General features: G+C 47.1%; 19 protein-coding genes. 7 read left to right on the top strand and 12 right to left on the bottom strand.

Annotation, left to right across the window (positions count from 1 at the left end):
• Positions 1 to 13: 13 nt before the first annotated feature.
• The 4 genes from MH117_RS14655 to MH117_RS14640 all read left to right on the top strand — a co-directional run bounded on the left by MH117_RS14655 (position 14) and on the right by MH117_RS14640 (position 4,038).
• Entirely contained in the window at positions 14 to 1,000 is a 987-nt protein-coding gene (locus MH117_RS14655; RefSeq protein WP_239329508.1) for a LacI family DNA-binding transcriptional regulator, read from the top strand.
• Positions 1,001 to 1,075: 75 nt separating this feature from the next.
• Entirely contained in the window at positions 1,076 to 2,371 is a 1,296-nt protein-coding gene (gene hcp / locus MH117_RS14650; RefSeq protein ID WP_239329507.1) for a hydroxylamine reductase, read from the top strand.
• A gap of 235 nt (positions 2,372 to 2,606) precedes the next feature.
• Positions 2,607 to 2,951: a sensor histidine kinase family protein gene (locus MH117_RS14645; RefSeq protein WP_239329506.1), complete on the top strand. Its 345-nt coding sequence runs from the start codon at positions 2,607 to 2,609 to the stop codon at positions 2,949 to 2,951.
• 109 nt (positions 2,952 to 3,060) lie between these two features.
• Positions 3,061 to 4,038, top strand: a complete 978-nt coding sequence (locus MH117_RS14640) for a diaminopimelate dehydrogenase (protein WP_239329505.1) — start codon at positions 3,061 to 3,063, stop codon at positions 4,036 to 4,038.
• 261 nt (positions 4,039 to 4,299) lie between these two features.
• Here MH117_RS14640 and MH117_RS14635 read toward each other — a convergent pair whose 3' ends face one another.
• The 3 genes from MH117_RS14635 to msrA form a co-directional block, all read right to left on the bottom strand.
• Positions 4,300 to 4,734 (bottom strand): MarR family winged helix-turn-helix transcriptional regulator, encoded by a 435-nt coding sequence (locus tag MH117_RS14635; RefSeq protein ID WP_239329504.1) that lies wholly within the window; start codon positions 4,732 to 4,734, stop codon positions 4,300 to 4,302.
• 188 nt (positions 4,735 to 4,922) lie between these two features.
• The gene (locus MH117_RS14630) at positions 4,923 to 5,978 is read right to left on the bottom strand and encodes an NADH:flavin oxidoreductase/NADH oxidase (protein ID WP_239329503.1); all 1,056 of its coding nucleotides are present in this window, start codon (positions 5,976 to 5,978) and stop codon (positions 4,923 to 4,925) included.
• Between the two features lie 305 nt (positions 5,979 to 6,283).
• Positions 6,284 to 6,841 (bottom strand): peptide-methionine (S)-S-oxide reductase MsrA, encoded by a 558-nt coding sequence (gene msrA, locus MH117_RS14625; protein ID WP_239329502.1) that lies wholly within the window; start codon positions 6,839 to 6,841, stop codon positions 6,284 to 6,286.
• Positions 6,842 to 7,000: 159 nt separating this feature from the next.
• Here msrA and MH117_RS14620 point away from each other — a divergent pair, with 159 nt between their 5' ends.
• From MH117_RS14620 to MH117_RS14610, 3 genes are all read left to right on the top strand, one after another.
• A complete protein-coding gene (locus tag MH117_RS14620; RefSeq protein ID WP_239329501.1) occupies positions 7,001 to 7,786 on the top strand; it encodes an AAA family ATPase in 786 nt (261 codons plus the stop codon).
• 453 nt (positions 7,787 to 8,239) lie between these two features.
• A complete protein-coding gene (locus MH117_RS14615; protein WP_239329500.1) occupies positions 8,240 to 8,881 on the top strand; it encodes an NAD(P)-dependent oxidoreductase in 642 nt (213 codons plus the stop codon).
• Between the two features lie 829 nt (positions 8,882 to 9,710).
• Complete coding sequence (locus MH117_RS14610) at positions 9,711 to 10,901, top strand: MFS transporter (protein WP_239329499.1); 1,191 nt, start codon at positions 9,711 to 9,713, stop codon at positions 10,899 to 10,901.
• A 246-nt stretch (positions 10,902 to 11,147) separates the two neighbouring features.
• Here MH117_RS14610 and MH117_RS14605 read toward each other — a convergent pair whose 3' ends face one another.
• The 9 genes from MH117_RS14605 to MH117_RS26705 form a co-directional block, all read right to left on the bottom strand.
• Positions 11,148 to 12,227, bottom strand: coding sequence for a M42 family metallopeptidase (locus MH117_RS14605; protein WP_239329498.1), 1,080 nt, complete (start codon positions 12,225 to 12,227; stop codon positions 11,148 to 11,150).
• Positions 12,228 to 12,652: 425 nt separating this feature from the next.
• Positions 12,653 to 14,347 carry a phospho-sugar mutase gene (locus MH117_RS14600; protein ID WP_239329846.1) on the bottom strand — a complete coding sequence of 565 codons (1,695 nt, stop codon included), beginning with the start codon at positions 14,345 to 14,347 and terminating at the stop codon, positions 12,653 to 12,655.
• A gap of 378 nt (positions 14,348 to 14,725) precedes the next feature.
• Positions 14,726 to 15,442, bottom strand: a complete 717-nt coding sequence (locus MH117_RS14595) for a pirin family protein (protein WP_239329497.1) — start codon at positions 15,440 to 15,442, stop codon at positions 14,726 to 14,728.
• 130 nt (positions 15,443 to 15,572) lie between these two features.
• The gene (locus MH117_RS14590; RefSeq protein ID WP_239329495.1) at positions 15,573 to 15,971 is read right to left on the bottom strand and encodes a DoxX family protein; all 399 of its coding nucleotides are present in this window, start codon (positions 15,969 to 15,971) and stop codon (positions 15,573 to 15,575) included.
• Positions 15,972 to 16,094: 123 nt separating this feature from the next.
• Positions 16,095 to 16,562, bottom strand: coding sequence for a MarR family winged helix-turn-helix transcriptional regulator (locus tag MH117_RS14585; protein ID WP_239329494.1), 468 nt, complete (start codon positions 16,560 to 16,562; stop codon positions 16,095 to 16,097).
• 270 nt (positions 16,563 to 16,832) lie between these two features.
• Entirely contained in the window at positions 16,833 to 18,404 is a 1,572-nt protein-coding gene (locus tag MH117_RS14580; RefSeq protein WP_239329493.1) for a glycosyltransferase, read from the bottom strand.
• A complete protein-coding gene (locus MH117_RS14575) occupies positions 18,397 to 19,911 on the bottom strand; it encodes a glycosyltransferase family 2 protein (protein WP_239329492.1) in 1,515 nt (504 codons plus the stop codon). Before MH117_RS14575 ends, MH117_RS14580 begins: the two co-directional genes overlap by 8 nt.
• On the bottom strand, positions 19,865 to 22,075 hold the full coding sequence (locus MH117_RS14570; RefSeq protein ID WP_239329491.1) for a glycosyltransferase: 2,211 nt from the start codon (positions 22,073 to 22,075) through the stop codon (positions 19,865 to 19,867). The genes MH117_RS14575 and MH117_RS14570 overlap by 47 nt, the downstream gene beginning before the upstream one ends.
• A 101-nt stretch (positions 22,076 to 22,176) precedes the next feature.
• Entirely contained in the window at positions 22,177 to 24,162 is a 1,986-nt protein-coding gene (locus tag MH117_RS26705) for a beta strand repeat-containing protein (RefSeq protein ID WP_239329490.1), read from the bottom strand.
• Positions 24,163 to 24,204 lie beyond the last annotated feature (42 nt).

Raw genomic sequence — 24,204 nt, 5'->3', positions numbered from 1 at the left:
AGGAGCGAATGTTGTGGTCAGTATTAAAGATATCGCTAAGAAAGCGGGGGTTTCCATCTCCACGGTATCCTATGCGTTAAACGGGAACCCCAAAGTAACAGAGGAAACAAGCAATCGAATATTAGCAGTTGCAAAAGAGTTAAATTATGTGCCTAATGCGGCTGCGCGGAATTTAAAGAAGCGGGAAACAAAAATTATTGGGGCGTTTCTGACTGATTTTAACGGTGCATTTTATGGAGAACTTCTGCAAGGAATTAAAGAAGTGGCGAACAAAAAGGGATATGACTTGATCGTGTGCAGCGGAGCTCAATCGCATCGGCTGCTGCCGGAACGGATGATTGATGGCGCCATTGTGTTGGATGCTTCGTTTCCAAGTGATGAACTGCTCCAATATGCAAACCGCGGACATAAGCTTGTGGTGTTGGATCGTGAACTAAACCATCCCAATATTAATCAGGTTCTGCTTGATAATAAAGCAGGAGCTACATTGGCAATGGAATACTTAATTGAAGCAGGGCACCGTAAAATTTACGTGATCACGGGACCGAATGCCTCGTTTGATTCCATGCAGCGTCTGCAGGCTGTACGTCAAGCTGTTGAGCGTCATCAGCCTCTTGAATACATACCGATTCAAGGTGACTTTAACAAGTCGGCAGGGCAGGCAGCCGCTGGGCAAATTTTGAGCGAGTATACGGGACCTGCCGCTGTCTTTTGTCTGAATGATGAGATGGCCATAGGTTTATATGATGCTGTAAAAGAAACGGACCATGTCGTTGGACAGCATATTCATATCATCGGCTTTGACAACATTGAATTGACACATTACACAACACCTCGCTTGTCGACAATAGATTATTCTAAGCGAAAGTGGGGCTCCCTAGCTGCTGAGCAATTGATCAAGCTTATTTCAGAAGAAGAGGTGGAGTACGAGCGTATTTATGTGAGCTTGGTACAAGGTGATTCCGTTCATCCTGTCATAAAGGATTCAAATTCAAAGTGATCGTACGCACAATTTGCAATCGCTTCCCTTGGTAAACTGGATATAACAACCAATCCAAGGTGAGGGGGAACGGATATGTTTTGTTATCAATGTGAACAGACACCAAGCGGGGGATGTAAAGTAATTGGTGTCTGCGGGAAGAACGAGACAGTAGCCAGTTTGCAGGATACGATTATATTTGCCTTAAAAGGAATCGCCGCTTATGCAACGCATGCGCGTCAGCTCGGGTACGAAGATTCGGAAGTGAACCGCATCACGCATGAAGCCTTATATATGACACTTACCAATTCAAACTTTAACGTGCAGGAGCATATTGAGATGGCGTTGAAGGTGGGTAACGCAGCAGTTCGCATTATGGATGTGTTGGATCATGCCCATACGGATCGTTTCGGTATTCCGGAGCCAGTCACCGTATCACAGAATGCGGTAGAGGGTCATGCTATTGTGGTGACGGGGCACAACCTGTACGCGCTTGAGGAACTTTTGAAGCAGACGGAAGGAAAGGGCATCAATATATATACTCACTCGGAAATGCTTCCCGCCCATGGATACCCAGCCTTGAAGAAATACGGTCATCTTCGTGGAAATATCGGGAAGGCTTGGTACGATCAGCGTCGATTATTTGAACAATTCCCGGGTGCAATATTAGCTACTACCAACTGTGTTATGCCGATCAAGGGAACGTATGCGGACCGCTTCTTCTCTTATGAGGTAGCAGGCTTAGAAGATGTCGCCAAGATTGAGAACGATGACTTCACGCCATTAATAGAAAGAGCCTTAGCTCTGCCGTCTGTTACGATATCCTCTGATCAGGTGTTGACGACCGGCTATCATCACGAGACGGTTATTGGCTTGGCTCCGGAGATTATTGAAGCGGTGAAGGCGGGTCAGATCAAGCGCTTCTTCGTTATTGCGGGCTGTGACGCTCCTGGCAAAGGCGGGGAATACTACCGCGAGCTGGCGACATCACTGCCACCGGAAACGGTAATCCTGACAACATCTTGCGGTAAATTCCGCTTTAATGATGTGGACTATGGAACTGTGCCTGGCACGGAAATTCCACGTTATATTGATCTTGGTCAATGCAACAACTCGGGTTCAACCGTGAAGATAGCGCTGGCGCTGGCAGATGCATTTGGCTGTACAGTTAATGAGCTGCCTGTGTCGATCGTCCTCTCTTGGTTTGAACAGAAGGCAGTGGCCATCTTGCTGGGGCTGTTCAGCTTAGGCATCCAGGATATCCGGATTGGGCCGAAGCCGCCAGAATTTATTTCGGAAGGTGTAATGGATGTGCTTGTTGAGACATTTGGCCTGAAGTTAATTGGTGATGCACAAGAGGATATTCAAACGATGATGCAGTTGGCGCATTAAGTTGTGATCACGGCAACACTTGCAAGCTTAACTAGTGCACGCCTGCTCGTATAATTGGATATTGTATAAGAGAACGGTGTAACGATCATATATACACCTATCATAGAGTCCTCCAGAACGTGACTGTGCCTAACGGCAGTTACGTTCTGGAGGACTTCTTTGTGCGGCATAGGTCATTTGCGTTCAGATAATCTATGCTTGCTGCTCTAAGGGGAGCGAAAATACCGTTGCTGCGTTGGCCCATGATCTACGGAAACCGCTTGAGATCGTTCAGGGCCATACAGAAGGGGTGTTGGACGGAGGGAAACAACATGCGGACCGACCTGAATTTCAACTATTAATCCGAAATATTAATGTGTCACAATATATGAGTGAAAAGTGTGCAGAATATAGACAGCTTTGCGAACAGCAAAACGTTCAATATGAAGGTGAAATATCGATAGATCCTGATCGCTTAATTGCACTAGATCCCGACCGGATATCTCGGCTTCTCGATAATGTTACTACAAATGCGATCCGATACACTCTGGAGGCAGAGTTCGGCTTGAGGTGGGACAAACAGATCGGAAGCTCATTTTAAGTACGATAAACCGACATTTCTTGTAAGATTATGCTGTAAAAAGCAAGCAGTCTGCCTTATACTAGATGGAAGTAAAAGATGATAAGTAGAACAAAGGAGTGGAGCTTAGATGCAAGCACCGATTCGTATAGGTATTGTGGGTTATGGTAATTTAGGAAGAGGGGTCGAACAATCGATTCGACAAAACCCTGACATGGAGCTTGTGGCCGTCTTTACACGACGCCAACCGGAAATGGTACAAGCTAGTGTACCGGTAGTGGCTTTAAGCGAAGCTCATTCTTATAAGGATCGTATCGACGTTATGATATTGTGCGGGGGTTCGGCAACAGATCTTCCAGAGCAAGGCCCTCAATTGGCTGAGCTTTTCCATACGGTAGACAGCTTTGATACACATGCTCGTATCCCTGAATATTTTGACAGCGTGAACCATGTAGCTGTAGCAAGTGGACATGTTTCTGTCATTTCTACAGGTTGGGACCCAGGCTTGTTCTCCTTGAACCGTCTTCTCTTCGAAGCCGTGCTTCCTGAAGGCAATGAATATACATTCTGGGGCCGTGGCGTAAGCCAAGGACACTCAGATGCGATCCGTCGTATCGCAGGCGTGCAAGCAGGCGTGCAATACACGATTCCTTCTGACGAGGCGGTAGCTCAAGTACGTCGCGGGGATAACCCAACATTGTCTACACGTGACAAACATTTGCGAGAGTGTTTTGTTGTAGCTGAAGCCGGCGCAGATCAAGCACATATTGAGCAGGAAATTAAGACGATGCCGAACTACTTTGTGGATTATGATACGATTGTACATTTCATCACCGAAGAAGAGCTGCGTGCTAATCACAGCGATATACCTCACGGTGGCCTAGTATTCCGCAGTGGTATTACAGGAGAAGGCACAAAGCAAATTATGGAGTTTGGCTTGAATCTGGGCAGCAATCCAGAGTTTACATCCAGCGTGCTGGTGGCATATGCTCGTGCAGCTTATCGTTTGGCACAACGTGGCGAGAACGGAGCTCGTACAGTGTTCGATATTCCATTTGGTCTATTGTCACCGAAGTCGGCTGCAGAGCTGCGACAAGGACTGCTGTAAGCTGATCCGTTAGTGCAGTATATTGGAACTATCAGTTTCTAATGTAGAAGCTAGTTAGCATATCCTGACACCTCCTTAAATCGTTCTAACGATGATAGGGAGGTGTTTCTTTTTAGGCTCATGCACATGAAGCGGTGACCATACAGCACAATGTAGCGAATGAACTCCATAAAAACAGATAAACCACTTCGTATAAAGTGGTTTGGGTTTTGGTTATGGTGGGCTTAGGGCTCAAGGCCGCTGAGTGCAGCCATACTTAGACTAGGTCTGTTTGGCATGAAGCATATGCTCCAGCAGCTGCTTTATTTGTTTCTCAGGAAAGGCCGTTAATAATACTTCTTCAAAAGTCACTTGTGCCTTGTCGAGCTTGTCTTGGCCTATTGATGTTAACGAAGTATAAATACTTCGGCGATCGTCACTGCAGGCAATTCTTTTTAAGGCACCGCAGCCCTTTGCCTCAAAGCGGCTAACAAGTCGGGATACCGCACTCTGACTTAAACCAACCATAGACTCCAATTGTTGTAGTTTCAATTTTTTCTCTGAAGCTTCTGACAAAAACAAAAGCAAATAAAATTCTTTTAATGACAACTGATACTTCTCTTGCAAATTCGCTTCCAATTCATTGGCTACGTTCATTTGTATTTGAGTTAAGGTCAACCAATTTGTTATAAGGTCATTGTTAAGAGCATTCTTCATCCCACAATTCCACTCCTGAGTGTAAGTTACTGATCATAATGAATCTTAATTATCCTTTCAGCATTATAGCATTAATAAGTTTGATTGTCTGAAATCAAACTGGTACCAACACAACACCAGTTTGGTGTAAAAAGAGACCAGCTTGAGCTAACCCTGCTGGTCTTTAAACGGAATCATCCACATGTAGTTTATTTTATTGTTCTTGGAAATCCAAACTTATATGGTTTAGGAATATCCGCCTCTTTATGAAGCTGAACAGCAGCCTCCAATGCCCAGTAAGGATTTCTCAACATCCCTCGTCCAATCGCAACTAGGTCCGCCTCTTCATTGCCTATTACCGCATCGGCAAGAGCTGGTTCATCCAATCTTCCAACCGCTATAACTGGAACATGCAGACTCTCCTTGATTGCTCTGGCTAACGGCACTTGATAAGCTGCATGGGACCCTGGTTTTTCACTAGTGGTGGCGATAGGCCCAACTCCAATAGGTCCTTCACCGCCTGTACTAACGTGAAAAATATCCGCTCCGGCTTCTTTATAGGCCTTGCTGAACTCCAGACTGCCGCTAATTCCATATCCGCCTTCTACATACTCCTTAGCAGAAATACGCACAATTAGAGGCATCCCTGCCGGCATTTCGCTTTTGGCAGCTAGAATGACTTCCCGACCAAACAGAGTTAAATCTTGTCCATACTCGTCCGTTCTGTGATTGGTTAGAGGGGAATGAAATTGGTGAATGAGATACCCATGTGCACCATGAAGCTCAATAACATCAACGCCCGCTTTGACAGCTCGTGCTACGCCTTGACGAAATTTCTCGATCATTGCTTTCACTTCTGCAGTCGTTAATTCTCTTGGAGTGTTAGAATTAGCGTCAAACGGAATTGCCGATGGTGCTACAGGAACCGCCGCATCTTCGGCCTTGCGTCCTGCGTGCGCGATTTGAATGCCCACCTTGGCGCCATAAGCATGACAACCCTCAACAATTCTAGCTAACGCATGAATTTGCTCATCGGACCAGATCCCAAGATCAAAATCAGAAATACGGCCATCAGGCTCAACATCCGTCATTTCGATAATAATTAATCCGGCTCCACCGATAGCCCGGCTCACATAATGCATATAATGCCAATCCGTAGCAATCCCATCTTTGTTATTGACGGAGTATTGACACATTGGAGGCATAACTACACGGTTTTTCAGTTTCAAATCCATAAGTTCATAGGGGGTAAATAAATCCTTCATGACTTATCTCCTCTTTATATGCTATCTATATTTGGCATGTTTATTTGTGCTGAACAAAATGTTCAATCGAATAGTAAATGCATGCTCATGCATATAATTTAATGAATAACACCTTGTCTGTCAACACATTTTTGAGAGATACAGGCTTTGTTGCTGCAAATGATACGATTTGTCCAGAATCCTGGAATCAAATCATACAATTCCATTCAATAAAATGGGGGTGTCCCGTCCATTGTTAGCAAAGAATGCAATCCCTCCCTCTTACTAAGCGCGGAGGGAGAGGCATTTTACACCTAGAGGGTAGACTATGGTCTTGACTGCCAATGCACATCCAGAAATTCATCTCTTCCCGATGCTGCACGGTCCTGCTTGTAATGGTCAGGTTCTTTCCGGTAATAATCCTGATGATACGCTTCAGCCGGATAAAATGGAACTGCATCACGAATCGGAGTTACGATCGGCTTGTCAAAGCGTCCGCTCTCAGCTAAATCCCGTTTGGAGCGCTCTGCTTGTTGGCGCTGTTCTTCATCATGGACAAATATAGCCGTTGTGTAAGACTCGCCCCGGTCCTGAAACTGGCCGTGTGCATCGGTTGGGTCGATTTGAGCCCAGAATAGCTCCAGAATCTTCTCATAAGAGATGAGGCTTGGATCAAATGTGATCTGCACGGCCTCAATGTGTCCAGTTGTCTGGGTTTTTACTTGCTCATAGCTGGGACTAGGCACATGACCTCCGGTATAACCGGATATGACAGCATGTACTCCCTCCCATTGGTCAAATGGCTTCACCATACACCAGAAGCAGCCCCCCGCAAAGGTAGCAAGCTGCAGAGGGATAGAAGATAGATGGGCTTGATTCGTCATAGTCAGCCTCCTTCGTTACTTTATGGCTAATGCCATCGTATATAAATAACAATAGTGTACAGCGGACGAGCTTTTCTGTGAAGCATCGTATCATCTATTTTGAAGGTGAAATTGTATAGTTGCTATTCCCATTGATGAAATGTATGAGGTGATTATGTAATGGAGAAAACACGTATAGAGTCTGCCTTTTCCAGTGTGGCATATATTAAGCATGTCGAATTAAGGCGTGAAGCAGTGCCTCGATTTGACTTGTACCCATTTTGCCTGGATGCAGTCCGTACTTTAGATAAGCTGTCGTTTACAAAGCCAGTTACGTTTCTAGTCGGGGAAAATGGATCAGGGAAATCTACTTTGCTTGAAGGGATCGCTGTAGCATACGGATTTAATCCAGAGGGCGGCTCTAGGAACATGAATTTTGAAACCAAATCCTCGCACTCTGATCTTCATCATTATTTGAGAATTGCGAGAGGGATCAAGAAAGCGAACGACGGTTATTTCTTCCGTGCGGAAAGCTACTACAACGTGGCTTCCCAGATAGATATATTGGACGAGGATAAAGAGGCAACAGGGCCTCCGATAAAAATGTCATATGGAGGGAAATCGCTGCATGAACAATCTCACGGCGAAGCCTTCTTTTCAACCTTTATGCAACGTTTTGGCGGACATGGCATTTACTTGATGGATGAGCCAGAAGCCGCTTTATCACCAATCCGCCAAATGTCGCTCCTTGTTCGTATGCATGAGTTGGTGCAGAAACATTCCCAATTTATTATCGCTACACATTCACCTATCCTGATGTCTTATCCTGGGGCAGATATTTATATGCTAGATCAAGCAGGTATTCGGGAGACGGCGCTTGAAGACACAGACCATTATGTGGTTACACGCAGCTTTATGAATGATCGTGAAGCCATGCTGCGTCAATTACTGCAAGAGGAGGAGTGAAGCCATACGGAGTTGTTTGTGAGACTAGACGCTAAGGTGTGCACCTCATATTGTAGCTTTACAGGAATAGTTCAGGGAGCACCTTTGCAGACTGTCTCGCAGTGGATATGGCAGCTCGATGGTTACAGAAAGAGTCTATGAATTGAACCTTTATTTAAAAAGGACTTGACTCTTGTTTATGTTGTAACTATAATGATTACATCAAGTGAGTAACGAACTTTCAGGAGAGTAATAGTATATTCTTTATTATACGAATACCGTCCGCTCACTTGGATAACTTGTAGACTCATATGTATTTTTTTTGTTTGGGTTGTAACAATGATAGTTACAGATTGTGAGCACGTCAGCATGGTGTTGCAGCGTTTAATTTAATTCAGTTAATGGGGCAGTGTTATTGACATATTCAGCCCTATACAGGGAATACTTAAATAATAATTTTTGGAGGGAATCATGATGAAAATAGCTATTATCGGAGCAACAGGAAAAGCGGGAGATTTTATTTTGAAAGAAGCTGCCAATAGACAGCACAACGTTACGGCCATTGTTAGAAATGCTGCAAAATTGACTGACAATGCAGTTGGGGTATTGGAAAAAGACGTATTTCAACTCACTTCTGAAGATCTTAAGGGATTTGATGTTGTGGTGAATGCATTTGGTGCAGCTCCAGGCAACGAGCATCTTCATGTAGAGGCTGGTCGTGTATTGATCGAAGCGCTTAAAGGTGCTCCTGCTACCCGTTTAATCGTAGTTGGCGGTGCAGGCAGCTTATTCGTAGATGAAGCGAAGACATTACGTGTGATGGATACGCCTGAGTTCCCGAATGAGTACTTGGCTACTGCACAAAATCAAGGCAAAAACTTAGCAGATCTGCAGCAATCTACAGGTATTCAATGGACTTTTATTAGCCCTTCCGCATTCTTTGATCCGCAAGGCAAGAGAACGGGCACCTATCAGAAAGGTGCAGACAATTTGCTGATTAACGCTGGTGGACAAAGCTATGTAAGCTACGCTGATTATGCGATTGCGGTATTGGATGAGATCGAGAATCCGCAGCATCTAAACCAACGTTTCACGGTATCTTCTGAAGCTGAGTAATATAGAGATAATGAAAGAGCTAAGAGCATTTTTATAATTAAAAACAGACATACGCGACTAACCATCACGTATGTCTGTTTTTGCGTTATAGGCATATTGTAACCTGAATGGGGATCATCATAGCCTCATTACAGGTCCTGGAGCCAATGACTTTGTCGCCAAGAAAGGCCACTGGAGCGGAGACGCTGTTCACTAAGGTGAGTGGTGGTCGCTTGTGGCCGGGTTGAACGTCATCAATAACAGGAGCAACCACCTCTCCTAATGTGCTGTGAAGAGCAACTTCTGACAGAGCGGAAGCCGCACAGTTTCAAATAAAAGTGCGCCTGCTGAAATGGGATGCAGATTAAATGCGGACGCCTCACTTAATGGGACAGTCACGGTAAACACATCATCTATGGAGATTGCGATCGGTTATAAAATTGATTTGACCAATCCCATAACACCAACTATGATTTGTCCTAAAGAGTAAATATTTTCAAATCCCGATAATGGTTTTGGGAAACAACCGCAATCTTAATTGAAAGGAGTAGTCTGAATTGTGCGCCGAATCATAAGCGTTTGTGCAGGCAGATGTCTGGATGACGTTCATGAACAATGTTGCAGTATCACGAGTATGTTAGACTATTGCAACTATTGACGAGGGACGGAATGGAGCGTAGATTCACGCTGACAACATACCGCAGCTTTGAGACTGGAACGACTGAGCTTCGTTACACACAGTTGTGATGCGAAGTTATTGTGAATTGAAGTCGTAAGCTGCAGCTGTACCAGAAGGTGCATGCAGCAGTGAATGAGGACTTCATATTCCAATTAAAGGAGTATGGTAAACATGAATGTGATGTCGGATATGAGGAAGTTCTTACACGTACAAGGCGCGAGCCTCTTGCTGCTCGCTCTGTTTTGTTATGGTATTGGTCTAGGTATTCTGGCACCGATGAATTCGGTTTATCTAAGTGACAGCCTTGGCTTGTCAAAAGGGCAGATCGTATCCATATTCTCGATCTCGCTGGTACTTAATATGATCATGACGATAATGGTCGGACTAGTCAGCGACAGGATTAAGAGTAAGAAGCGATTGGCGATTATGGCCGCTGCGCTGTGTCTGGTTGGGCTTATCGTATACATGCGCGCCACCACCTATGGCACAGCCCTAGCAGGAATGTGTATTGCGTCTGCTCCCTCGGGGCTCATTATGGGGCAGCTTTTTGCGATGTCACGTAATCATTTTCAGCGAATAGCACCTGAGATCGTAGAGATCGGGCAGATATGGCTGCGTGCAGGGCTTAGCGTCGGTTTTTTTATAGGGCTGCTGTTAGGGGCTAATCTTTATTTACTTGCAGACTTTAGGGGCGTGCTCTGGGGAAATATGGCCGGATATGGTATGCTGCTGCTCTTACTGCTCTGGTACAAGGAGCATGAGGCAGTTGTAGATGCGGAGAGTGGTGCGGGTGGTGAAGCATTTTCGCTCATTATGCTGTTTGCTCTACTTCTGCTTTCTTGTGCGGATGCGATTCGTGGGTTATATTTGCCGCTGGTGGTCAAAGATTTGTTTGGCAAACCAGAGCTGATGTCATACATCTGGAGTGTCCAAGCGGTGTTTGAACTGATGTTTATGACATTGGCAGGGTATTGGTCTGCTCGTTACGGGAGTCGAAACGTGATATGGCTTGGCGGTATTGGAGCACTTCTTACATACACCGCATATGCGTTCTCCTCGTCCCTCATCTTGTTCTTCCTTGTTCAGCCCCTCTATTCCTTTTTTGTGTCTGTATTGTATGGGGTTGCAATGGGCTACGTGCAGCGGATGTTTAAGCATCGAACTGGATTCGGCTCCAGTCTGTACGTGTTTATTTCACAGTCAGCTACGTTTATTGGTTACATGTGTCCGTTATTTATAGCAGGGTATAGCCCGACTATCTTTGTTATTCCACTTCTATTAGTGACGGTGTCGCTTGGAGTGATCGGAGGTGTAATCGGACGGGAAAAGTGGAAAGGGCGTCGTCAGGCGCTGCATGTCTAATCTCAAGCAGAGGCCGATCCATTAGCTGCACGAAGAGACCTGTCAGCAACAATATATCTTTGTATAACAAAATCCCCTCCTGCGCAATGAATTAAAGTGCGTACGCAGATAGGGGATTTTTTGGTTTCAGGGGGCTTTGTCGTTAATTTAGGTTCCCCTAAGACGGGCAATGAAAATCCAACGGCTACCCGAATCAGAGGGATTTTTGAGCTTGCTATTCGTGTTATCTACTTCAAAAAAGCATGCTTATGAACGCTCGATAATTGTATTGTAAGTTGTGCGATCTGTGTGCTTCACGAGCTGTACGAGCAATTCTTTGGCAGCATCAATATCGTCTGTGTGAACGATCGAGGCAGGCGTATGGATATAACGGCCTACGACACCGATAATGGTCGAAGGTACTCCATTGCCGCTCACGTGAATTTGGCCTGCATCTGTTCCGCCAGGAGAGACAAAGTACTGGTACGGGATCTTGTGCGTATCGGCGATATCCTGTACGAATTCCACCAATCCACGGTGTGTGATCATGGTCGGATCAAAGATGCGCAGCAGAGCGCCTTTGCCCAAATGGCCAAACGAATTGCGATCGCCTGTCATATCATTTGCTGCGCTGCAATCCAGACCGTAGAAGATGTCAGGCTGGATCAGGTTAGCTGCAGTACGTGCCCCGCGCAAACCAACTTCTTCTTGTACAGTCGCACCGGCGAACAGGATATTCGGCAGTTCGATCTTCTGACGGTAAACTTCTTTTAGCAGCTCTAGGGCAAGGCCGACACCATAACGGTTGTCCCAGGCTTTGGCCATAATTTTCTTAGGATTGATCATCGGTGTGAACGGGCATACCGGTACGATCTGCTGTCCTGGGCGAATGCCTGCTGCTTCAGCCTCTTCACGGTTGTCTGCACCTACATCTATGTACATGACCTTCGGATCGACAGGTTTGTTTGCTGTAGCTTCATCAAGCAGATGCTTAGGGATGGAGCCGACAACACCACGAATAGGACCGTTTGGTGTAATAACGTCCACTTGTTGAGCCAAGATGACTTGTCCCCACCAACCGCCTAACGTTGTAAATTTCAGCATCCCTGTATCTGTAATCTGGGTAGTCATGAAGCCGACTTCATCCAAATGGCCAGTTACCATGACACGGGGACCTTCTTCGTTGCCGCGAACGACACCAAATACGCCGCCCAGATTATCATGGATGATCTCATTTGTGTACTTGGAGATCTCTTCTTTTACCAGACCGCGCAGTTCTCGTTCAAAGCCGGATGCAGCGGGAAATTCAGTTAGCTTGCGGAATAAATCTAAAGTTTCTTGTTGCATGACAGTTGCTCCTTTGCAGACACGTTTTGAGTTGGATCTGACTCTGATTAGGTATAACTTTATACAACTAGTATGAACTTATTAGGATAAGGAAGCAAGCGAGAAGATGGGGTCAAGCAGCTTGTCTTGTTTCATGGAGAATGTCTGTTTAAATAAGAAGTAGGAGAGTCGGTTACGAGTGAACCACGGCGCTGACTCCACAATTAGAGAACACGATCATTAGCTGTAAAGAAATAAGATAAGCTGACATCAGTTGATTACTGATGTCAGCTTATTGTTAAGGAACTTATTCTTTAATTACAAAATAGCACATCGAGCAGCAGCCAGTTCAGCTTTATTTAAACAGCCTTATAAGGTTGCTAGATCCTTGCAAGGGCAGTAACAACGCCCTGCATTTAATATAAAGACAGAGCTCTGCCCTCGTATTAAGCTTGATGAGCTGCCACGTAAGCATCGATACGGGCCATTACATCTGCTGTTACGCGCTCAAGTCTATTCATTGCATCCGTACCATCTGTACCTTTTACCGCAAAATACATCTTGATCTTCGGTTCTGTGCCGGAAGGACGCAAGCAGAACCAACTTCCGTCTTCGAGGTGGAACTTCAACACATTTTCTTTAGGCAAGTCGTAGAGTCCAAGCGAGAAGTCCTCTGTCTTCGTAAAACGAATACCGCCTGCTTCTGCAGGCGCATTTGCGCGCCAATCCTCCATAATGCCACGTATAATCGCGACGCCTTCCATGCCTTTGAGCGTGCGGGTCTGCAAGCCCTCTAGGTAATATCCATGTTCTGCATACAACTGCTGCAGCACATCGTATAGGGTTAATCCTTTGGATTTATAGTAAGCACCGGCTTCACAGATCAGCATCGCTGCAATTACCGCATCCTTATCGCGAGCATAGTTGCCTGCAAGGTATCCATAACTTTCTTCGTACCCGAAAATGAAAGTATGCTCGCCAGTAGCGTCAAACTGTGTCATTTTCTCACCGATATATTTAAAGCCAGTTAGTGTGTTCATAACGGTCATGCCGTATGATGCTGCGATAGATGCGCCCAATTCGCTAGTAACGATAGTTTTAATTACCGCACCATTAACAGGTAATGTGCCCGCTTGTTTCATGCTGTCCAGCATATAGTGAACCATGATCGCACCAGATTGGTTTCCTGTAAGCACCACATATTCACCATTGGCATCTTTCACAACAGCGCCCATGCGGTCTGCATCTGGGTCTGTGCCCATGATGATATCGGCATTCCAAGCTTTTGCTTGTTCAATTGCAATACGGAACGCATCTCGTTCTTCCGGATTGGGAGACTTCACAGTTGGGAAGCTGCCGTCTGGCAGCTCTTGTTCAGCTACGACGTTCACCTGTTGGAAGCCAACACGTTCTAGTACGCGGCGAACAGGTATGTTGCCAGTACCGTGCAGTGGTGTATAGAGTACACGGAAAGCGTCGCTTGTGGCACGGATGACGTTCGGATTAAGACTGACAGCTGCCACGGCGGAAACATAAGCCTCGTCCATTTGTTCGCCGAGCCATACAAGCAAGCCTTGGGCCTCTGCTTCAACACGTGATAGCTTCTTCACTTCAGCGAGGGAAGAGATGCCGCGAATCTCGCCAATGATACGCTTGGCTGTATCGGACGTAATCTGTCCCCCATCGGCGCCATATACTTTGTAGCCGTTGTATTCTGGCGGATTATGACTTGCCGTAACAACGATACCGGCACTCGCTTGCAGGCGACGCACCGCAAAAGACAGTTCTGGCGTTGGGCGCAGGCTCTCAAACACGTATGCCTTCACGCCATTGCCTGCCAGTACAAGCGCGGACTCCAATGCGAACTCTGGTGAGAAATGACGGGAGTCATAAGCGATTGCCACAGAAGGAGTGTCGCTTTGTTCTTTTAAGTACTGAGCCAAACCTTGAGTGGCTTTACCAACGGTATACACATTTATGCGATTGGTTCCTGCACCGATAACACCACGCAGGCCACCTGTGCCGAACTCTAAGTCTGTATAGAAACGATCGATGATCTCCCGTTCCTGATCTGCGATCGCACGTAATTCTTCTTTTGCGGTTGTGTCCACGAGTGGATCGTTCAGCCACATCTCGTACATTTGTTGAGCATGACGTTCTGTTGCCAATGTAATATCCTCCTTAGACGGCAATATCGAATGCCGAAACTTTACATAAATCTTATTGTAAGCGATTTTGTAGCCAGATGCATGTGACAAAATGGAACCCTCTTTAGGCTAGAGGCCTCTAAATCCAGCGTATGAGCGAATTATATGCGCTATTCGTCCATATTTGTTTGATCAGGCTGCTTTCCATCGTTTTTAATTTACTTGCGTAGCACGCTGTTTCAATCGAGGGGGAATTCCTCTCCTTTTTGAGAAGTGAAGCAGTATGGATAGTGACGCACAGAGATCGTGCTCATACTAAATAGCTAGCCCTAGGCCTGATTAGGAGACCTAGGGCTAGCTATCTGTCGTGTCTTACGGCAAATCAATTAACATAAAGTGTGAATCCTCATTTGCTGTTATCCTAATCTCATTGGTGTTAATGATTCGAGCATCGTCACGTGAATATAATAGTGTTCCATCGTGCAATTTTAAATGGCCTTCAATGACAAAGATATAAGTGGATCGTGCCGCTTGCTGACGAAAGCATATTGTTTGCCCTGCTTCCGGCTTGCTTAAGTACAGCGTCATATCTTGATGAATATGAGCAGTATTCAACTCGCCAGACTTGTTCGATACAACAGGCAGCAGTTGGCCACGCAAGTGATCAAGCCCATACGTAAATGTCTCATAAGAAGGAACTGCATCTTTCAGCTCCGGGAAAAACCAAAGCTGCAGCAGGTGAAGCTTTTTCTCTTCAGAAGCGTTGTGCTCGCTATGATAAATTCCGGTTCCTGCGCTCATGCGTTGTACTTGTCCTGGAAGTATGAATTCCTTATTGCCAGTGCTGTCTTGATGCTCTAATTGTCCTTCCAGCACAATGGTGACAATCTCCATGTTATGATGGGGATGGAGATCGAAGCCAGTACCAGGTGAGATGTAATCGTCATTTAACACGCGCAACGAACTAAAGTGCAAATTGTCAGCATCAGCATAATCAGCAAAAGAGAAGTTAAAGTTTGACCTCAACCAGCCGTGGTCAGCAGTGTACCGATCCTCTGCTCGGTGAATGTCCATGTTGATAGCAAACATCTATATCTCTCCTCATAAAGGTGAAAACATTACGTTATATAACTCTCGATTACCTAGGGTGGTACAGCTCCTATTCATGCAATTACTTCCAATTAAGAGAGGAATGATGTTCATCGAACATATTGTAGAATTAGAGAATGGCGTCCAGTGAGATACTCCCTGCTCCGATCATTGCAACCGCAATCGCGATGACGATTAGAATCAGGTTGTATTCGTACCCATTTTGCGTGACCCAATATCCGTTTTTGCCATGCACAGATCCGATAGCTACAACCATTGTGCCCACAATAAGAATCGCCCCAATCCAAGTGAACAAGCCGAGGCCAAATAACAATCCACCTACTAGTTCACCCGCTCCGGCTATAAAGGCCATCAGTACACCAGGGCGAATGCCGATTGATTCTAGCCAACCACCGGTGCCTTTAAGACCGTAGCCTCCGAACCAACCAAATAACTTTTGAGCCCCATGGCCCATCATGGTTAATCCCAATATGACGCGAATAAGTAACAACCCGTAATCTGCTAGCATCGATATCTTCTCCTTTAATCGTCCCAATAGTAGGGATTAGTGAGTAATCGAAATAACTAGAATTTATTAATCTCGAATTCAAGATATAAGAGGTGGATAATCCGAATCCCACTCCTAGACTAGCTAGGAAGGGGACACGGAACCTTTGCCAACTTTCTTGAGTAACTCGACTAGCTTCTCTTGTTCTTCCGTTGATAATGTACCGATCGCGTCGTGCAGCACTTGAGCATGTTCTGGGAAGATACGTTCCATCAGGGTCTCACCATCAGGTGTCAATTGCACGTAAATAACACGTCGATCACTCTCACAGGACTGTCTTACAATCAGTCCCTTGGCCGCAAGTTTATCGATGACATACGTCATCGTACCACTGGCCAGTAGAATTCGACTGCCAATCTGCTGAATCGGAGTAGGCCCCTTGTGGAATAACAGTTCCAGCACAGCAAATTCAGAAGGATTCAAGCCATATCGTTTGATGTCAAGCTGCGCAAGGTCCATCAGCGAACGTGAAGCGCGCGACAGCACAACAAACAACTTTAATGAACGTTGAATCTCGGGTGCATATACATCAAACCGCGTATTATTACTCATCGTTATTCACCACCTTGATGATTAATGATATTACAGCAGATGATACTAACATGGAGAGTCAGCACAAGAATGCCGACAACGTTACGTTTCATTCTGCAATATAAGACGGATTCATATTCTTGAAAATAATTATCTTGAAGTTGAGATAAATATATCATAACAAAATGAGGATGTCAACACTTTGCCAAGGTGTGAATCCTCACTTTTATTTCCTTAAGGACAGCATAGATTTATCTGTCATCGTCATAGAGGGTAAAGAATGTGAACTGTTTATTTTATTAAAGGTCGAATGTAAGGTGCCATTTCAAGTCCGATTTCCAGCTTACGTTGAGTATCTGTGTGCGGCTCACTAACTAACTGTTGCTGCAGCATATAGTAGAGCGTAGAGAGTGCAGCATGCACATGAGCGACAGAAGCAGCAATGGGTGAGGCAGCGATTGAGTCGAGCACAAGGAGCATGTTGTTTATTGCAGTATGGAAATCGTTTCGGTGTGCGGCCGTTGCTGCCGTTAACATCATGCGTATAGCAGGTTGCTTGAAGCCTTTTGCCGCCTCCTCGTAGTGCCTAGCGGCCACCTCTGAGCGGTGAAGACGTTCAGCCATACAAGCTGCGGCCCAATGAGAGCGCCACCCTCCAGCTCCCTCTGTAGTTGTATATAAATGTTCTATATTGCCGCAACAAGTGGCTTTGTGTGCACAGTTGTAGGCTTCCTCGAATCTGTTTAAGGTTCCTAGCAAATAAGCGTGAAGTTCCAGTAAATCAGGGAAGTTCGGATAGAGCTCATTGCCGAGCTGCGCCAATTCAAGTGCTTTTTGAATTTGGCCTGTCATTTGCAGAGCGTAGACAGATTTAAGCCAGACATCAGACATGTAACCGGGTATATCCGCTTTTTCTGTCATTATAGATAATGTGCGCATAAGCCAAGGGAGACATTCCTCATATTGCTCGTCCTGAAATAATTCCGTGCCATAGGCATACCACCATAAAGGGTCGTTAGGGTATTCTTGCAGTTGTTTTAAAAGCAGCTGACGATTGCGGTCGCTTTTGTGCTTGAGACGAAGTACTTCTGGCGCATATCCATCATGCCACAATGTTAACGGGGCCCACTGTAGTCCGTCAGGATAAGCCGTCTGTACAGAAGCAGCGATCTCCTCGTGAATGCATCCTTGGAAGCGGAAGCGCGGATCATTCCGGAATAGACGACAAGCCATGTCGACGGCTAATGAATCCGGGCAGGGCTGGCCGATGTGCCAGCGTTCAGCAAGATGAACGCAGCGGACGTAATAAGCGTGGACTCTGTCTTGGAGCAGAAGCGGCAATACGTTTCCAGCCTGCCACGATTCAGGCTCCATGATCTCATCGGCATCCAGCACGAGTATCCATGGTTCATGCGCAAGGACGATGCTGGCATTGCGGGCGGCGGCAAAATCATCCGCCCATGTAAAGTAGTGTACCGCAGCGCCGTAAGCTGCGGCGATGTGGGGAGTATCGTCGATCGAGCCGGTGTCGACAACGATAATCTCCCGTACTAACGGCACAGCTGAAGCCAGACAACGGCCGATGACGTCGGCTTCGTCACGGACAATCAGGCATAGTGTAATGGGGAGCAGGGATGTGTATGGTATACACTTCTCAGCATTCATCGCCTGTGAAATATGTGTTGCAGCGTAATGGCACGGGGGAGGACGGTCACCATGAGTCCCAATGGATGTTGTATGTGTGCTGGCGAGGACATCATTGATGGATATTGTTTTGTGCGAATCATGTAAGGAGTGGTGCCGACCTGCTTGTAACGAACGTGCAGCGTGGCTATGCACTTGATTATGCACCTCGTTATTCATGTGGCCGTGCCTCCTGTTCGGCAATAGTTAGTGCCAGTGTCCCAATCGGTATGACTAAGCGGTTCAATTTTGCTGCTGCAGATCCGCAGGGCTGCTGTTGAATGCGGGCTAATGCAATGTCTGCCTGATGCATGAGGCGAAGCGCTCCTTCTGCATTAGTTAGGGCAGAATGGTCTGTTAGGGGAGGCGTGAGCGGCGTGTCCTGTTGGCCTCCCAGCGGCATTGTTGTGTGTGATGCAGCAGGCTCGGAAGGCATGGGATGTTTAGCAGCATCAATTTGTTCATTACATGCCAGCGTCCGCATATGCGCCTTCTGCAGCGTAAGCTGTCGCGCTTCTGTCTGGGTCGTGAGCCATGCGACGGACGAAGTGTCAACAGCGGGTGCGATACCGGAGATCACCCGCATCCGCTGCCAGGCAAGCCATACCGATGCGGGACACCGCGCATCGTCCAAAGAAGCGCGATACGCGGCGTCTGCGTCATGCCAAGCCCGCGACTCCAGTGCCCATGCTGCAAGCTGCGCATAGGCACGATACGTGCCAACTCCGCCTTCGGTATGATAATGCGAAGGCGGAACGCCTAGACGTGCCGCTTCACGCATAGCACGAAGGGCTGCCCCGCGGTCGCCGGCGGCATCGTGATATATCGCCTTCGCGAAGTGGAGATCTGTATAGTCTGGATAATGTGAAATGCCTGCCGCACAAAGCTGTACGGCTTCTTCATATCGACCTAGGGCTGCGCAGGTCAGAGCTTCATACTTCACCATTAGATGGGCAAAGGTCGCGGAAATGGGAGTGGTCGCCCGGGCTTCGCGAAGCAAAATGAGCGCTTGATCCATCTTGCCCTGCCTGATGCGTTCTACTGCCAAGTTAAACAGATGAAATGGCTCTCGTCCTTCACGAGCTAATGTTAGCTCGAGCAGTTCGGCGTTACGCTCAATCTTGCGTTTATCGCGGACAATATCCGGCTGATAACCGATATGCCGCAATCTTATAGTACTAAAGCCCAACTCTGCTTGCGGACGTTCACGTAAAATAACAGGAGCGATCTGCTCATGAATGGCACCTTCGAATCGATATTCAGGACGGTTGCGAAACACCCGCAGCAGTGGATTTACACTGGCTGGAGTTGCCTGTGGGTCTTCCGACAAGGTGTGCTCTACTTGCAGAAACCAGCCTTCGCTGGTGCAATTGGCTTTCTGCAGCAGCTCCTTGAAGGCGAATTGGTCTTCTGGGACGAGCCGTTCATCTGCATCAAGCGACAAAATCCATTCACCGGTAGCTTGTTGCAGTGCAGCATTGCGGGCATCGGCAAAATGGTTGGACCAAGGATGCAGCGCAACCTTGGCATGATACTGTTCAGCGATTGAAATAGTGCCATCTGTTGAGCCAGTATCAATTATGATTACCTCATCGGCTACATCTGCTATGCTCAGTAGGCAATCGGGCAGCAAGCGCTCCTCATTCTTGACGATCATGCACACCGATAACAGAGGTCTTGGTGACAAGGCGCATATTCCTCCTTTGCAGCGTAGTTCGCTCCGTTTGCCAAGGAATGCGTTGAACGGCAGCAATAGAGCCTTGTAGCGCCTGCAACTGCTCCTTCCAAGAAGCGGAATCTGGCTCAAGCGATACAGCTTGCATTAGATGGTTCTCGCTTAACTTTAAATAAGCTAGCGCGAGCATGCGGTCACGTCGGATCGTATTCGCACCAGATGGTTCGCTCTGCTCTTGCAGCCGACGTGCACCTTCTAGCAAATCAACGGCTTCTCGCCATTGACCGGCATTCATTAACATTTCGCCGACGATTACAGCTCCTTCCGCGTCCAACCGCTGTTCGCTCATTGCTTCCAATAGATAGTGCACGGCTGTGTAAGGATCGCCAGCTTGGAACAGTGCTTTAGCACAGAATACGTCCCAAGGTGCCTGATACTGAATCCATTGGCGCAGCGGGCCGATCAAGCCTTCGCTTCCCAAGAGATTTACCCATTCGGATAATAATTGTTCTGCTGCTAACGAACAACCCTGGTTTGTATCCAATTCGTATAAAGCTTCGTCGGAATGAGAGTGTTGAGATTCTATTTCAGATCGATCTGCGACTGCAACGGCTGACGATTGAAGGATAGAACTGGAGCTCGCAGCAGTACGGACGACCGAGTAAGCATTGGTTAGACTAACCAACCAATCGTAAGCTTCCGAGGTTGTGTTGTCCCATTTGTCGCGAGAGGGTACTTGAATGGTTCCTTGAATATACGCCTGCCAGGCACATATCGCTTGTAGGGAGACCAGTCTATGTTCATCTTCTGGATGAACACGCGCGGCCTGAAGCAGATGACGTAGAAGTTCATGAGCTTCCGCATATCTACCCATGTGAAGCCATGCTGTGGCAAGTCCTCGCATGGCCTCCGGTGCAAAGAGATGAGCCGAACAGAGCTTTGAGAGTGCACTAACATATCCAGCTTCTGCATACACGTGTGCCAGTGCGGAGGCTTCTGGGAATTGGATTGCCCCCCATTCTTGCTCGAGATGGGCTACGATCTCTTCTTCATTAACCTCCATGTCAGATAATACTGCACTTAGTCCAAGTAAAGCAGTTTCATAATGTGGGAGTACACGCAGTGCGGCGTTGAACCGCTGAGCAGCCTCTTGATAGCGACCGAGGACGTGTAAGGCATTTCCCATCGCTGTTAGTGCAAGATACGTATTTGCCCCTGCTTCCAACACATATTGATCGGATATGGCTTCACTTGCATTTGTATAAGCCTGTAGAGCCTCATCCCACAATCCCTGTTTTTCTAATGATTGACCATGAACAAGTTGAAGATCCGCATAATCATGAAAAGAATCTAATCCGTCACGTGTCCATTCTTCAGCCAAGTGGGGGAGGTTGCGAGCTAACAGGACTTTAGCGGCATCCCGGATCAATGTTGGTCGATAAGCTGCCATTGGGGGAACGGTTCGCCTAGCCAGCTCGAACCATTGTGAGGCTTCAACCAGTTCACCTCGTTGAGTAGAATTTACACCTAGACCATAAAGGACAAATGGGTCAGAAGATTCATGTGGACTTTCTAACGAACTGACCAAAATATCGTAATTGCGTTTCAATTTCTGTTTGGCGTGGACATGAGACGCTATCGTACCTAGATGATGAATTTGAATTGTGCTGTTGCCAATGGAAGTTGGACCTGAATGATGCAAAATGGCTGGACCGACATCTTCATGAATTTTGCCCTCGTATTGATATTCCTGCCGTCTGCGGAAGAGGCGGATAGTACGGTGCTGTAACGTGTGCCAGTCATGATGCTCACTTAATCGGTTATGGATGATCACTGTATATCCTTCTATGTTCGAGTGCTTGATCCATTCCTTTACTTCATTAACTGGAGTGGTCAATCTCTCATCTGCGTCTATGACGAGTACCCAATCAGAAGTCATATGCGCGAGTGCTTCATTTCTCGCACGGGCAAAGTCGCCATGCCATTCAACGCCAAGGACATACGCCCCGTGATCTTGTGCAATTTGTGGGGTGCCATCTGTTGATCCAGTATCGGCCACTAATAATTCGTCTACTCCGATCGTGCTTGCGATACACGCACCGATGTATGGAGCTTCATCTTTAGCCAGTATGAGCACGCCTAGGCGATTAGCGCTCTTAGGACGACGAAGAAACATTGAATCACCTCGTCTTTATGAATTGTAAAATGGCAAATAAGCACATGATGGTCATGTGCTTATGCCAATGGTATTGATATAGCGTATGCCCAGAATGAATATTACGTGCCTTGTGCGTTAAAAAAGACGTCAATTGTAGCAGGTGCGGCTAACAAGGTTGATCGATAGGACAGACGCGTGTATTTGAGGAACCTTGCAGGTACAATAACATCTGTTGCTCCCGCTGCAATGGTAGCGCCGTTGGTATCGCTGTAATAGTGTGTTCCATCTGCACTGACTTCCACAACAGTTGTAATTGAGCCGCCCTGACGATTGTATACAAAGAAGGAGTACACGCCAAGATTACTTGTAGTGATGGCTGGGAGTGGAGTGAATGATGTGGCCCCCACTTGAACGTTTGATGTGGATTGTTCTACAAAGCTCTTTTGAGAAATGGAAGTAACACTCGACAAAGTACCAGCGGTGATAGTAGCACCGAGTATGTTGGAAATGGTACCGTTCAGGATATTGGTGATAGTTCCAGCAGAGGTCAGATTACCAGCGGTGATAGTAGCACCGAGTACGCTTGAAATGGTCCCGTCAAGAATGTTGGTAATTGTCCCGGCCGAAGTCAGGTTACCGGCGGTGATGGTAGCGCCGAGTACGCTGGAGATGGTGCCGTTCAGGATATTGGTGATAGTCCCTGCAGAGGTCAGGGTACCAGCCGTGATAGTAGCGCCGAGTACGCTGGAGATGGTGCCGTTCAGGATGTTGGTGATAGTTCCAGCAGAGGTCAGGTTACCGGCGGTAATAGTAGCGCCAAGTACGCTGGAGATGGTGCCGTCAAGGATGTTGGTGATGGTTCCGGCCGAAGTCAGGTTACCAGCCGTGATAGTAGCGCCAAGTACACTGGAGATGGTGCCGTCAAGGATGTTGGTGATGGTCCCGGCCGAAGTCAGGTTACCGGCGGTGATGGTAGCGCCGAGTACGCTTGAAATGGTGCCGTCAAGGATGTTGGTGATGGTCCCTGCCGAAGTCAGGTTACCGGCGGTGATAGTAGCGCCGAGCACGCTGGAGATGGTGCCGTCAAGGATGTTGGTGATGGTCCCTGCCGAAGTCAGGTTACCGGCGGTGATAGTAGCACCGAGCACGCTGGAGATGGTGCCGTCAAGGATGTTGGTGATGGTCCCTGCCGAAGTCAGGTTACCGGCGGTGATAGTAGCGCCAAGTACGCTGGAGATGGTGCCGTCAAGAATGTTGGTAATCGTCCCGGCTGAAGTTAGGTTACCGGCGGTGATAGTAGCGCCAAGTACGCTGGAGATGGTACCGTTCAGGATGTTGGTGATAGTTCCAGCAGAGGTCAGGTTACCAGCGGTGATAGTAGCGCCGAGTACACTGGAAATGGTACCGTCAAGGATATTGGTGATAGTTCCAGCAGAGGTCAGGTTACCGGCGGTGATAGTAGCACCGAGTACGCTGGAGATGGTGCCGTTCAGGATGTTGGTGATAGTTCCAGCAGAGGTCAGGTTACCAGCGGTGATAGTAGCACCGAGTACGCTTGAAATGGTGCCGTCAAGGATGTTGGTGATGGTTCCGGCCGAAGTCAGGTTACCAGCCGTGATAGTAGCGCCGAGTACGCTTGAAATGGTGCCGTTCAGGATATTGGTGATGGTCCCGGCCGAAGTCAGGTTACCGGCGGTGATAGTAGCGCCGAGTACGCTGGAGATGGTGCCGTCAAGGATGTTCGTGATGGTCCCGGCCGAAGTCAGGTTACCGGCGGTGATAGTAGCACCGAGCACGCTTGAAATGGTACCGTTCAGGATGTTGGTGATAGTTCCAGCAGAGGTCAGGTTACCGGCGGTGATAGTAGCGCCTAGTACACTAGAGATGGTGCCGTCAAGGATGTTGGTAATCGTCCCGGCTGAAGTTAATGTACCAGCCGTAATGGTAGCACCCAGGACGTTTGAGATAGTTCCATCGATAGGTACAGTTAATAAATGACCGCTGGAATCAGTAGTTAGTGAAGTTGGATTACCTAACGAATCCGATCCGAATATTAGAGTTTTTAAATTGTTGGGATCGGTTTGAAACACATTATAGTTAGGCACTTGTTAATGACCCTCCCTCGATATACCTAATGTCTGATCTTG

Source organism: Paenibacillus sp. ACRRX (assembly GCF_022346885.1).
Taxonomy (GTDB): Bacteria; Bacillota; Bacilli; order Paenibacillales; family Paenibacillaceae; genus Paenibacillus_B.
This window is presented reverse-complemented; position numbering and strand designations above follow the sequence as displayed.